This window comes from Candidatus Moraniibacteriota bacterium, assembly GCA_016699795.1.
In the GTDB taxonomy this organism is placed as follows: Bacteria; Patescibacteriota; Minisyncoccia; order Moranbacterales.
Window position 1 is genome coordinate 602641 of record CP065011.1, and the last position, 13349, is coordinate 615989.

At 34.9% G+C, this 13349-nt stretch carries 13 protein-coding genes; 7 read left to right on the forward strand and 6 right to left on the reverse strand.

The genetic code is table 11. The features are described 5' to 3' along the window. Positions 1 to 125 precede the first annotated feature (125 nt). A complete protein-coding gene (locus IPN70_02950) occupies positions 126 to 470 on the forward strand; it encodes a hypothetical protein (protein QQS60825.1) in 345 nt (114 codons plus the stop codon). 394 nt (positions 471 to 864) lie between these two features. On the opposite strand, the gene IPN70_02955 is transcribed toward IPN70_02950, so the two are convergent. Next, on the reverse strand, positions 865 to 1053 hold the full coding sequence (locus IPN70_02955; GenBank protein QQS60826.1) for a hypothetical protein: 189 nt from the start codon (positions 1051 to 1053) through the stop codon (positions 865 to 867). Between the two features lie 170 nt (positions 1054 to 1223). On the opposite strand from IPN70_02955, the gene IPN70_02960 reads away from it, so the two are divergent. The 4 genes from IPN70_02960 (at position 1224) to IPN70_02975 (ending at position 5783) form a co-directional block, all read left to right on the forward strand. Beyond that, entirely contained in the window at positions 1224 to 1646 is a 423-nt protein-coding gene (locus IPN70_02960) for a hypothetical protein (GenBank protein ID QQS60827.1), read from the forward strand. A 505-nt stretch (positions 1647 to 2151) separates the two neighbouring features. After that, a complete protein-coding gene (locus IPN70_02965; GenBank protein QQS60828.1) occupies positions 2152 to 3975 on the forward strand; it encodes a hypothetical protein in 1824 nt (607 codons plus the stop codon). Between the two features lie 217 nt (positions 3976 to 4192). Continuing rightward, positions 4193 to 5065 carry a hypothetical protein gene (locus tag IPN70_02970; protein QQS60829.1) on the forward strand — a complete coding sequence of 291 codons (873 nt, stop codon included), beginning with the start codon at positions 4193 to 4195 and terminating at the stop codon, positions 5063 to 5065. 337 nt (positions 5066 to 5402) lie between these two features. After that, positions 5403 to 5783 carry a DUF1428 domain-containing protein gene (locus tag IPN70_02975; GenBank protein QQS60830.1) on the forward strand — a complete coding sequence of 127 codons (381 nt, stop codon included), beginning with the start codon at positions 5403 to 5405 and terminating at the stop codon, positions 5781 to 5783. Between the two features lie 385 nt (positions 5784 to 6168). Here IPN70_02975 and IPN70_02980 read toward each other — a convergent pair whose 3' ends face one another. From IPN70_02980 to IPN70_03000, 5 genes are all read right to left on the reverse strand, one after another. Continuing rightward, a complete protein-coding gene (locus IPN70_02980; protein ID QQS60831.1) occupies positions 6169 to 6396 on the reverse strand; it encodes a DUF2892 domain-containing protein in 228 nt (75 codons plus the stop codon). A 24-nt stretch (positions 6397 to 6420) separates the two neighbouring features. After that, positions 6421 to 9678, reverse strand: coding sequence for an efflux RND transporter permease subunit (locus IPN70_02985; GenBank protein QQS60832.1), 3258 nt, complete (start codon positions 9676 to 9678; stop codon positions 6421 to 6423). Further along, the gene (locus IPN70_02990; GenBank protein QQS60833.1) at positions 9675 to 10823 is read right to left on the reverse strand and encodes an efflux RND transporter periplasmic adaptor subunit; all 1149 of its coding nucleotides are present in this window, start codon (positions 10821 to 10823) and stop codon (positions 9675 to 9677) included. Before IPN70_02990 ends, IPN70_02985 begins: the two co-directional genes overlap by 4 nt. A 23-nt stretch (positions 10824 to 10846) precedes the next feature. Next, positions 10847 to 11119, reverse strand: a complete 273-nt coding sequence (locus IPN70_02995) for a metal-sensing transcriptional repressor (GenBank protein QQS60834.1) — start codon at positions 11117 to 11119, stop codon at positions 10847 to 10849. A gap of 289 nt (positions 11120 to 11408) precedes the next feature. Then, the gene (locus tag IPN70_03000) at positions 11409 to 12311 is read right to left on the reverse strand and encodes a DUF1189 family protein (GenBank protein QQS60835.1); all 903 of its coding nucleotides are present in this window, start codon (positions 12309 to 12311) and stop codon (positions 11409 to 11411) included. Between the two features lie 197 nt (positions 12312 to 12508). Between IPN70_03000 and IPN70_03005 the strand changes: the two genes are divergently transcribed. Further along, the gene (locus tag IPN70_03005; GenBank protein ID QQS60836.1) at positions 12509 to 12772 is read left to right on the forward strand and encodes a metal-sensitive transcriptional regulator; all 264 of its coding nucleotides are present in this window, start codon (positions 12509 to 12511) and stop codon (positions 12770 to 12772) included. A 3-nt stretch (positions 12773 to 12775) separates the two neighbouring features. After that, positions 12776 to 13336, forward strand: coding sequence for a DUF305 domain-containing protein (locus IPN70_03010; GenBank protein QQS60837.1), 561 nt, complete (start codon positions 12776 to 12778; stop codon positions 13334 to 13336). Positions 13337 to 13349: the final 13 nt, after the last annotated feature.

Sequence of the window (13349 nt, forward strand, 5' to 3'; positions counted from 1 at the left end):
GTCCTTTAGGGTAAATCCTGCCGCCGGAGCCAACAAAAAACGAGGCTGTAAAAAGCCTTGTTTTTTGTTACCCGGGATAGGATTCGAACATGATTATCTACAAAGCACACGCGGTGAAAATTGACATGGCAAGACAATGGCGTTACTGTAATTGCGAGCCTATAAACTCTTATGGAGGAGTTACCATGCGTACGTTCTTTTCTCGATATACAATTGGATTATTGGTCGGAACTATTCTCGGGCTTGCTTATCCGGCGTCGGCATCGGTATGGAGTTTTTTCATCCTTCTGGGAGTTCTTGTGGTGAATGAACTCATGGGTAGGTGGGGCTTCGGGCAACACTGGAATGGATATCGACTCTCTTCGTATGCGCTTCATTTTGGGTTTTTGGCATGTATCTGGCTGGGTATCCAATTCGGAAGTGGAAATATCGGTACCTTCCTTGTTTTCGTCGGCGAAAAAATTAGTTAGACTTAAACCCCTACCTGCAGAAACCTGCTTCGGTGGGTTTTTGCTTTTTAAGGACATATAGTGAAAAGTGGGGTGTAATAAACTCTACATACCTTCAATCTGAAATAGTAGAACTTTGAGGTTTTATCCTCCTGTACAGAGGTTCTAATAGTGTTCAGCAGGCGGAGCCACAAATAAAACGACGTCCTTGAAGGACGTCTTTTTTATTTTTTCTTTGAAAATGGTTTTCAAATAGAAAAAAGTCGCGAAAACACTTGTTTTATTTTACTTCGAGGACTAATTAAAAATAGATAATGATAAAAATGGATATGAGAAACTTACTCTAATATAATAAGAAAAGCGACGTGGTATGCTATACCAAATCGCTTTTAGAAATCTTGAGGGTACTTATTTATTACTTCCTAATAGTGGCGAATTTCGTTCCTACTTTTTTCAGAAGTTTTTTATACCATTTCATTTTTGTCTTTTTTGGCATGTCTTGTGAGACTATTATTTCAACACTTGTTTCAAGTGCATCTTTCATCATTCCTGACACCACAACGCTTTCATAATGATTGAGCATTTGTTCTCGTTTCCTACTCATTTTACCTATCTCGATTACTGAACCTTTTCAGATTTTAGCATAGAAGTTGTGCTAGTCAATGTATCGTACTCTAAATTTTTTTGCTGTAATGTTACTAAGGTAACAGTAAGAGGTGACATCATTTACAACAATCCTTAAAATGTAACCTTGGCTACGCAATAGTACATGAATTGACGTTAAATGAAGGGTATATTAGGATTGAATTGGTTCTTAATGATAGGCTAAATGAAAATCATCTGGAGGTTGACGTGACAACACTTATTCATAACTCAACACTTTTTCAGAGTAGACAAGATGTACTGGAGATACTAGATAAACTCTGGCCAGGACTTCCTGATAAAAAAAGAATGATAGCTTCTATTTGTCAACTCAGTGCTCCTGAAGATATCACTGAAGAAGATCTTATAAGAGGAGCTGAGTCTATAGAGTTTTCTTATCGGCCATATAATACGTACGATGATGATTGCTATTGGCTTGCGCAAAGCCCTTTCAATAAGAAATGGTATTTATTTGTAGCTTGCTTTGTGTGTAGTTATCTTCCAAGTAGGCCTGCTTATGAAGAAGAGGAATACCCAATGTGGTTTGATAAATAAAAAGAAATGATTTTAAATAAAAGAGCTTGACGAGCTCTTTTTTCTTTGAACTCATTTATAAATCAAGGTATTACTATGACGGGAGATGTTTAATGAAAGATTGAAAGTGACGATGAAATAAATAGGAAAGTCTGCTATAGATTTCACTATTTTTATTTTGAAAAAGAATTTTTTATTTTAAATATTTTTGTTTTTAGTTCCAAGATAAACATGAATCAAAATTTTTGCTTAGACGTTTATACTTACATTGCGTTCTAAGAATTCATAGAGTATCATTACTACTATAACCTAAAAAACACACAACTATGTTTTCAAAAAAAACAAAAAAAAACAAAAAAAAGATTCTAAAATACAAATCATTTCTCTTCTTCTTGTCATAAGCTTTTTTCTTGGAAGTATTCTTCTTATTCAAAAAACAACAACATCGAATATCTTCTCAGGAATTTCTTTTGATTTACCATTTTCAGATGCTGCTACTCCAACAATAAAACTTTCAAATGGTGATATGGAGCGAGTTGTAAATGGTAAGCCTAAGGATTGGGATTCTGGTGGACAGGCTGGAATTTCCGGTCTCACCTTGGCGAGTATGCAAGCCCCAATGAGTAGTACGGGTTCTAAGAATGGTTCTTACTATTTGCGTGCAATGAATGCAATCGGAAAAGACGGTGCGTGGATGTGGATTACAAATTCAGAACGCATAAACACGCAAGGAGCTACAGAGATACGAGTTAATGGTTTCGTCCGTAGTAGCGGTATAGACCTAATTATTTTTGGTATTAAAGAACAGGATGCGAATGGAAATGAAATTCAAAGTCCGACTGGACCTGCAATGAGAACTCCTTCATGGGCATGGCATGAATACACAGCCAATGCAGGAAGTCATTGGTTCAAACTTCATCCGAATACACGAACAATTTCATTTTATCTTCTTGCAAAGCCCTATACTTCAGTTCAGACATATCTTGACCTCGATCAAATTTCACTGGAGGCTAAGGGAGGCGTGACGGGACAACAAACTCTTACTGTAGCAAAAGCTGGTACTGGAGCAGGAACAATAGTATCAAATCCTTCTGGAATTAATTGTGGTACAACATGTTCAAAAACATTACCTCAAAATACAAAGGTTACACTCACAGCTTCACCTCAAAGCGGAAATACTTTTGAAGGATGGGCAGGAGACTGTAGAGGAGCAAGTAAGACGTGTTCTGTATCTCTTACACGAGCTCGTAATGTAACGGCTACGTTTAAGGGTTCGAACACGGGAGGCTCTATCACCGTCTCTCCGGCTACCATTGTTTCGAATAATTCTTCCGTAATGCAAGGCATACTTTATAATACACAACTTGATGCTCCACTTGTTATGGTTCCTGGGGGTATCTATTGGTATGCATCAAATTTTGTTTGTTCTGGAGGTATAAAACATGCTCAACTTAAGGGATCTTTGGATAATCCTTATGCGACACCAACCTGGTTTAAAGATACGTGTCAGAGAAATTCTAGCTATTTTTGTACTAACGCAACTTCGGTAGGAGCTAACCTTTTCACAACATTCAATCCGAGTTTGACGGATGTTGTGAATTTATGGTTGATGGGTGTGTATCAAATTCAAGGTGCTGAACTTTTGGGAATAGTGCATGAAGAAAATGTAGGCACCTTTACTCCTGGAGTTGGTTTAACTCGGATTGGTTTAGCGTGGTCGAATGATAGTGGAAATACCTGGAAATATTTAGGTCGAATAGTATCTCGTAACAATGATGTTAGTGGTGATAATATTCAAGGAGCTCCTTATATAGTAAAAGATGGGTATTTATATGTATATTTTCATGACTACCCAGGTTTTATTGCAGTGGCAAGAGCAAATTTAAGTAGTGTTATATCTTCAGCTAGAGCAGGGCATGTCGGATCGAATATATGGAAAAAATATTATAATGGCACATGGACGCAACCGGGTTTGGGTGGATTAAGTAGCCAATTAGGACTTCAAGGAATTTCCCATACTCAGATGGTGTACAGCACAGTGAAAAACAAATATTACATGGTTACAACTAAACTTTCATATTCTGGTGGTAATACAAATGTCAATCTTTATGAATCTACTGATGGCGTAAGTTGGAAACAATCAGCTAAAATTGCTGATGAACCCGCAAGTCAACAAGGAACTAATGGTGGTTATCAGTATTGTTCTATTGCAAGTACTCAAGGAACAGCGAATCATTCCGTGGGATCTGAATTTTATGTCTATTGTATGAAATTTTATTCAGGTGTAGTGGGTGTTTGTGGTTCTAAAAATCAACAAAATTTGCATCGTTGGAAAATTACTTTACAATAGAGAAAAATTATAAAGTCTTGACCATCCTAAATAAAAGAGTATCATTACTACTATAACTTAAAAAAACATACAACTATGTTTTCAAAAAAAAAAAAAAAAAAAAAAAAAAGATTCTAAAATACAAATCATTTCTCTTCTTCTTGTCATAAGCTTTTTTCTTGGAAGTATTCTTCTTATTCAAAAAAAAGCAACAACGGAGAGCTTCTCAAGAATCTCTATGGACTTACCATTTTCAGATGCTGCAAATATCGATTTGCCACCTTCAGATGCTACAGATGTTGATTTACTATCTTCAGATGCCGAAGATGTTGATCTACTATCTTCAGATACTGCTGAAGTTGCACTTAAAACTCTTATCGTGGCCAAGGTGGGTGCTGGAGCGGGAAAGATAATATCAAATCCTTCGGGAATTAATTGTGGCACAACCTGTTCTAAGGCCTATGCGAACGGTACCAGAGTTACTTTAACAGTAACACCTGCTCAGGGCAGTACCTTTGCGGGTTGGGGTGGTGCTTGTTCCGGTACGGGTACGTGTAGAGTTTTGATGGACGCTGGAAAAAAAGTAACGGCGAGATTTAATACAAAAATACAAACAGAAACCCTCAAAGTATCCAAAACCGGCTCAGGAACGGTAACATCAGAACCTGCTGGTATTAATTGTGGTGCCACCTGTTCTAAAGATTATGAGAAAGGAATCAAAGTTATTCTGACAGCGGTCCCTGCACAGGGAAATAGCTTTGGTAGTTGGAGTGGTGGACCTTGTCTTTCTGCTTATTCGTACAAGTGTACGGTTTCAATGGATTTTGCAAGAAATGTGACAGCGAATTTTATTACAGGAACCACACAAACACTCACCGTATCTAAAGCTGGTACTGGGTCAGGAACAGTAACATCATATCCTGCTGGTATTGACTGTGGTTCGGCTTGCACTAAATCCTACACGAATCAAACCGCTGTTTCTTTGAAAGTAATCCCTGCGGCAGGTAGTGTCTTTGCGGGTTGGAGTGGGAATTGTTCTGGTTTGTATTCATGTGCGTTTCAAATGAATGCTCCGAAAAATGTGACGGCAACATTCAATAAAATTCAATAAAAGTATATAAATAGAAATCCTCATTGTAGCCAAAGCTGGTACTGAGTCATGAATGGTGTGATGTTAGATTTGTTGCTAATAGTATTTGAGGCACGCCCATCTATTCCGAAGCTTGCCTAGGTGAAATGGAGAAATTTTCATAAATATTGAGGCATTTCATGCTATTTCATAGTTCTAAAAGGGGTTACCTTGAGTTTTTACGGTTCCGCAAAGAGATTTCGTCGTGCCCAATTCTTGGAATAAATAGAGCTTACATACAAGTATTTTGTATAATTTTTTGTGTTATAAAATATTCTGTTTGATTGTATTAATCTTGTAATTTTAAATATATAAAAATATGGAAAAGTATGTAGACGGATTCGTGCTTGTAGTTTCAAAAGATAAATCTGAGGAATACAAGAAAATGGCAGAGGGTGGCCGTGATATGTGGATGAAATTTGGCGCTCTTTCATATTATGAATGTCGGGGGGAAGATCTTATTTCACAGGAAGAGGGAGATGAAAAAGCTCGCGCATTTACTGAGATGACTGGAGCAAAAAGTGATGAGATGGTTTGGTTTTCATTTATAGTTTTTAAATCTAAAAAACATCGAGACGAAGTTAACGCTAAGGTGATGGAGGAAATGAGTAAACAGATGGAAGGAAATAAAGATATAGCAATGCCTTTTGATATGAAACGAATGGCTTATGGGGGCTTTCAAGTAGAAATAGAAGGTTAGAAAATGAATTTAGAATCATAAAATTACTTTCAGCAAAATGGGGACAGTCTTGATGTAATTTTTTTAAAATACTTTTTTGAAATGTAGTGAGTGAGGATGCTTCTCAAAATCATAGAGTAAATGGATCTTTCTATGCGTACTGTGCGAAATTTAAAACAAGCACTACTAACATAGGTAGTTCACAAAGAAATTCTCAAGCACTACATCGTTGGAAGATAACTTTACAATAGAGAAAGATTTTCAGATATAATTTTGAGGTTTTTTGGAAAATTTCTTTGAATAAAAACGTGTAGACGTGCGTAATGCTATACTTTTTAAGGGATATTTGAACACTAAGAAAGACTTAAAGTTTTATGTTTTTACTCTATTGAGAGTGTGAAAACATTTAAAACTTATTTATTTTTTTAGCAAGAAGTATTGCTAGGGGACAATAGCCAGTGAGAGAGAAAAATATAAGCATACCACCTACAAACAAAGCTCCATAATGATAATGGGGATGTACAAAAAATCCTAAAAGGGAAAATATAACAATAAATATTCCTGCGAGAAGAAAGACTAAACGTTCAATTTCCCATTTTGATGTATCAAGGTGGTAGATTTTTTTCTGAGACATATATTTTTTCAGTAAGATGAATTATTATTTCCAATATTTTCTTTGAAAGATAAAATAGAGAAGAGGAAAAATGATAAGAGTGAGAAATGTTGATGCAGAGAGTCCAAAAATAAGTGCCCAAGCCAAACCTTCCCAAACAGGATCACTTACAATGGTAAAAGATCCGAATATTGCCGTGAGAGAGGTGAGTAAAATGGGAAGTAAACGAATACGCCCAGTTTCTACAAGGGCTTCTTGTAAGGTTTTTCCAGCATGCTTCATAGGTTCAAGATATTCAAGGAATATGATGGCATTTTTTACTGAAAGACCTGACAGTGCAATAACACCGATCATAGAAGTGGCGTTGAAATACGTTCCTTTAAAGAAATGAAGAAAAGCAAATCCCGGAAGTATTCCAAGAAGTCCGAGAGGTATACTTGTCATAATAAGAATGGGTATAAGGAGCGATTGTGTTCGTGTTGCTAGGACAAAGAAAATAAGAAATAAGACGAGACCCATAACAATACCAAGATCACGAAAGACTTGTATGGTTAACTTCCATTCCCCATCTATTTCAATTTGATACTGTTTATGGGTAATTTGATCTTCATATGTTACTTGAAGTGGTGACCATGAAATAACCTTTCCATTTTTAGTGGGAAGTTCATAGTGAAGAAGTTCTGGAAAGAGGTCAAGAACTGCATAAACAATGCTTCGATCTCCCATTTCAGCAGAAATAAAAGTGGTTTTTATACGATCATCAGAAAGAATAGTTTTTTCCAGGGGTTCATTTGTTTTTTCTAGAACTTCGGTGAGAGAAATGATTTCCCCAGATTTACTTTGAAGTTTTATAAGGTTAAGATCTTGATTCTCATTTCTATATTCTTCGGCAAATCTAATTATGATATTTTCTTGTTCTGCTTTTTTGAAAATATCTTGATCCGTTTCATGATAAAACCCTATAGAAGAACCAGAAAATGCTACTTGAAGGGCTTGTGTTATATCTTTTGGATTAATGCCAAGTAATTGTGCTTTTTCATACTGGATGCGATACGTGTTATAAATACCCCGTTCAGGAATGGAAGTGTCTTGATCCACAATGCCATCAATTTGGGTAATTTTTCCAAATAGATCCCTTGCGATAGCTTCTCGAATGGTATCATCTTCACCTTTTATTTTTAAAAGGAAAGTAGAAAGAACTGGTGGTCCCGGAGGATCCTCGATGATACGAAGTGTGGCATTTGGATATTCCTTTTTTAAAGGATTAAAATTATTTCGAATACGAAAGGCAATTGTTTCAGATGTATCTTTTCTTGTATGGGGAGGGGTAAGATTTATTTTGAGCGTTGCTTGATTTTCATAAATTCGTCCAGAACTTCCTTTAAAGAGACCATTAAAATCAATAACTTGAGATGTTCCAATAAAGCTTTCTACAGAGAGAATTTCTGATTCTTTTAAAAGGGATTCCTCAAGAGCTTGTGTTGTTTTTTGGGTAATATTGATAGTTGTTTCATCCGGAAGATCGAGATAAATATAAAACTGTTCTTTGTCGGCTTTAGGAAGCATTCGAAAAGGGAGTAATGATGTAAAGGGAAGGATGAGAACGGCAATAAGAAATAGTAATGTGAGGCCGAGAGTAATTTTTTGTTTTTTTGTATTTTGTAAGAGATGAGAAAGTGTCCTTACATAAAATAATTCAATTTTTTCTAATAGCTTTGAAAATAGGGTTACTTTTTTTGTTTCAGGATTTTCTGTTTTTGGAAGAAGTATTAATGCTAAGAATGGATTAAGTGTGACTGAAAGTAGTAGTGAGGCAAAGAGTGCGACAGGAACAAAGAAAGGTATGGGTCCCATGTAAGGCCCCATCATTCCGGTTACAAAAGCCATTGGAAAAAAAGCAAGTGCCATTGTTACAGTAGAAAGTGTAAGAGCACCCCCAACTTCGTTTACAGCCCGCACGATAAGTTTAATTTTATTTTCCTTTGGGTATAAACGGAAATAGCGAGCAATATTTTCCATGACGACAATAGCATCATCAACAAGGAGTCCTAAGGAAAGGATAAGAGCGAAAAGAGTTATTCGATTTATAGTTTGTCCAGCGAGAAGACCAATTCCAAAAACAACCAAAAGTACTAAGGGTATAGAAATGGAGGTTATGAGTGCATTGCGAAATCCTAAGAAAAGAAAAAGAAGAACAGCAACAATAATAATTGACTTAATAAGATCAAAACTAAGTTTGAAAATTTCTTCACTTGCAGTATGACCTTCGTCACGTAATACAAAAACATTAACATCTTTAGAAATTATGTTTTCTTTGAGTTCTTCTAATCGCGTGAGAGTATTTTGAGAAACGGTTGTGGCATTTTCACCCTTACCTTTTGAAAGAGCTATGTGCACCACTGGAACACTTGCTTTATCTTTCTCTGAAAGATGTACAAAATGAGTTATTTCTCCAGGATTGTAGGAGATATCAGCAACATCTTCGAGACGGAGAAAGGTATTATTTTCTGTTTTTAAGATAATTTTAGAAAGATCTTCTATCCCTCTAATAGAACTAGAAATACTAACAATAGAATTCTTTTCTCCAGACTCAATAGCACTGATAGCAAATGACCCATTCGCTTGACTGAGTGTGTTGAGTACTTGAGTGAGTGAGATATTTTTTGAAGCGAGCGCTGAACCATTAAGTTCAATTTGTAATTGGTTTACATAACCACCCTTAATTTCCGTTTTAGATATTCCCGGAGTATGTTTGAGCTCATCAGAAATTTCTATAGCAATTTTTCGAAGAGATGTTTCTGAAAGAGTTGTAGAAGAAAGTCCGATATCTAAGATGGGAACATTTTCTGGATCAATAACTTCAATATAAGGTTCTGAAGCGCCAAGCGGACGAGAGATTTGTGTATCCTTTAATTTCTGTGAGAGTTTGAGAATAGCCTCTTCTTGGGAAGATCCGACAATAAATTGTACTAAAACAATGCTTTTTCCACCAGCAAAAGATTGAGAAGAAATAGTTTCCAAATTTGGAAGATTCGCAAGAGAGTCTTCTATATGACGAGTAAGAAGTTTATGCGTTTCTTGTGCTGAGAACCCAGGAAAATCTGTAATAATGGTAAAAGCCGGAGCGACAATTTCCGGATTATATTGTTTGGGCATGAGAAAAAACGAAAGACCTCCCCAGAGTGCTAATATGAGTAACGTAAGAGCGGATATCTTTCCATTTTTGAGAAATATTTGGGTAAGTTTTCCCGCTAAACTGAGAGAATTTTCATTTAAATTCACTTTTTCTTCTTTATTGTTCATAGACCTTCTTTGATACTCATATTTTCAGACAGAGCATGCATACCTTCAATTATTAAAAGATCGCCAGGATAAAGACCTGAAATAATTTCTCTTTTATCTCCCATATTCGCTCCTAAAATAACAGATCTTTTTTTTGATTTCCCATCTTCAGAGATAAAAACGAACATATCATCATATTGATGAATTATTGCGGATTCGGGAATAAGAATAGCATCCCGTTTTGGCTCGAGAGGGAAATATACTTCAGCGTATTGACCAATGAGGAAAGAAGAAGAATTTATATTTTCTTTGATTTGAATACGAACAAGGGATTCTCCTGTATTTTTTCGAATAGTGGGGGAGACAGAAGAAACTATTCCTTGAAAATGGTCTTTTGAATTTTCTGGAACTATAGAAACGGAAGATCCTTTTGAAAGTTGGTTTACAATACGAGCTGGAACAGAAACGCTTATCTCGATATGGGAGGGGGAGGTTATTGTATAAAGGGGTGTGTTTGGAGAAGTGAACGATCCAACAGATACTAATTTTTCCATAATAACTCCAGAAAAAGGAGCTTTAATAAAAAGATTTTCAGACATAACTTCTGCAAGATTAGAATTTCCTTGTGCAGAAATAACACTAACTTCAGCTCTAGCTATTTCAGAATCACGAAGTTTTTCGGCACTATTTATCAATTCTTCTGCTACAAGAACATCCTTACTCGTTGCATTTCCCTTATCCCGATCATTTTTTACTTTCTTGAGATTTGCTTCAGCTTCATCCACTTTTTGGTTAAAATATCTTTTCGTTTCTTCGAAAGATGTTTTGGTGGTATTAAGAAAATTTGAAGCATTTTTATTTTCAGTAGTAAATTCATCTCCTTCCAAAATAGCAAGAACTTCTCCGGCGATTACATCATCACCAGGTTCTTTTTTGAGTGAAAGTACATAGCCATTTATTTTTGGAACAATATCTACTTGTTGAGCGCCTTGTAGAGTTCCAGAAAATTTTTCTGTTGGTTGAAAAGAATTTGAAATCACCGTACTTGTTCGTACTGGTTGGGGATCTAAAGGAATAGCTCCCAAAACATCTTTTTGTGAAGAAAAATATACTCCAATAATAAAAAGAAAAGTTAAAAAAAGAATTATCAAAAAATATTTTTTCATATCAGTAAAGTGAAGATTCTTGCTTATTTATTCTGTGCAGTTTGGATAATTTTAAGGAGTTCTTTTTGAAAAATTTTAAATTGTTTTGTTTGGGAGCTGGGTAATTTTTTTGAGGAACGTTCCATATGACTTTCTAACATTAAGAGATTTACAGACCTAAGAAGTCCTATGACGGAAAGATTTTGCTGAATAACAGAGAAACAATCAGGATCTTCAGCTTCAATAAGAATAAGAATTTTCTCAAGACTGGTTTTCGCTTTTTTAAGAGCGATTGATATTTTTTCTTTTTGATTCATATGGAGATATATATAAATAAATTATAATACCATTACCTGTGGTATAGGTATTATGATAGAGTGAAGTAAAGAGGTTGTCAAGAAGATCTTGAATTCAATAATTATTTTTTAAAACAGAAAGTATTTTGAAATGAGTAAATTTCTTCCAAGAAAAAAAAGAATAGTTGGACATTAATTTTTTGTATTAAGCTTTTATTTTGGAGCAAGTCTTTTCGTGATAAAAAAGCTTTTAATTTAAGCTGTGGATATTTCTGTAAAAATAAAATGATAGTTAATGCTACCAGGATTCTTACGCTTTTTCTGGTTGGACACCTGTTTCATTTTTTAGATTTTCTTCGTTCTCGTTAGTTTTTTCAGGGAGAAAGGAAAAATCTTTATTTTCAAGATTTATTACCGCAAGGGCGATGAGTGCGATTGTTCTTAAAAATGGTATATACAAACCAAATTTTCCATTGAAAAGAAAAAGTACTTCGGGAAGTGTGATTAAATACATTCCTATTTTGTATGATTGGATATAGGTATAGGGAAGGTTTTTTATTTTCACCACGAGCCAGATGAAGAGCGTAGCAAAAAGCAAATAGAAAAGAGTTCCAAAAAATAAAAAGAAAAATAGTAAAAGAGGGGTAGCTACTAGAAAGATGAGAAATCCTATTTTCTTTAAAAAATGAGTAACTTTTTCGAAGAGCTCCTCTACCAAGAAACGGTCTATAGTTATTTGTATTTCAGAAGGTATTTCGACAGTTTCGAATGTAAGACCGTCATCGTAGATAGCAATGGAATTTTTTCCAACAATCATGAGTGTCTGGTACTCCCGAAATAATTCTATCGTAGGGGTATTTTTGGTGTCGATTACTGCTATATTTTTCAGAGGATTTTTTTGTTCCCCTTGAGGAAGTGGATTTGAAAAAGGTATTTCATAGGGCTCGTTTTGATTGAGAGATACTTCTCCTTTGTTTATGAATAAAACTAGTTCATCGGGGTAAATTTTTTGAGATTCTTCCATAAATCGGTCAACGGTTCCATTGAAAAGAAAATATGAAAAAACTGATATAAGTATGAGAGAAACTAACACAGAAAGAAGTGCTATAGATTTTGAAAAAAAAGCTAAACTTTTAAGAAAAGACTGGTGAGGAACTTCTTTATAAAATTCTTTATTATAAAAACTTTTTTTGAGAGATGTAAAAAAATGCATAGAAGTTTTTTTAGAAATATATAGTTAAAGGTTATATATTTTTTTGAAAAAAGTCCACAGGCATAGAGGAAGATATAAATAGTAAAAAAAGAAAAATAGGAATACTTTCAAAAAATTCTTTATTTTTAAAATTTTCTTTGCCTATTTGACATACCCCCAGGGGGGTATTATAATGCGCAGTACATTAAAATATTTTTATGACTATAGAGAAAGAAAAACTTATTCGTCGACTTAAGATTATTGAAGGACAAATTAGGGGTCTACAAGATATGATCCAAAAAGGAACGTATTGTATTGATGTTATAACGCAAACTTCCGCTGTAAAACAGGGTCTTACAGCTGTTGAGGATAAATTAATGGAAGGTCATCTTGAAAGTTGTGTAATAAGACAAATGCAAAATGGAGAAGAGGCCAAAGCTAAGGCGGAAATTTTAAAAGTGTATCAATTAAAAAGAAAATAGAGTATGAAAGTTTCAATATATATTGTTCTTGGTTGTGTAGTTGTCTCTCTTTTTTTGGGTATGAGCATAGGCTTCTATTTTACTCCAGAATATCAGTTCAATAAGTATGATAAAACAAGTATGGATCTAGGTATGGCAGATCATTGGCTTGATTTGAGATATATAAATGCCATGATTGAGCATCATCGGGGTGCGATGCTTTTGGCTAATCAAGCATTAAAATATACAGAGCGAAAAGAAATGAAAGAGTTAGCAGGAAAAGTTCTTACAGATGAACCTCTCGCTATAGCAGAGTTGTATGAATGGAAAAAACAATGGTATGGCGATAAGAAAACGGTCCGCGATCCAGTTGTTTCAAACTTGGGAACGTATGATGAAAAATTTGATTTAAGATTTCTTAATGCACTCATCGCTCATCATGAAGCGGGTTTTATTATGACAAGTGATGTAAAGAAAAAATCAAGCAGAACAGAAATATTAAATAATGCGGATGTTGTTGATGTATTTCTTTCTACGACACTTAAAATTTTCAAGGATTGGAGAAAAGAGTGGTATAGCATTTAATTTTTTTGACATA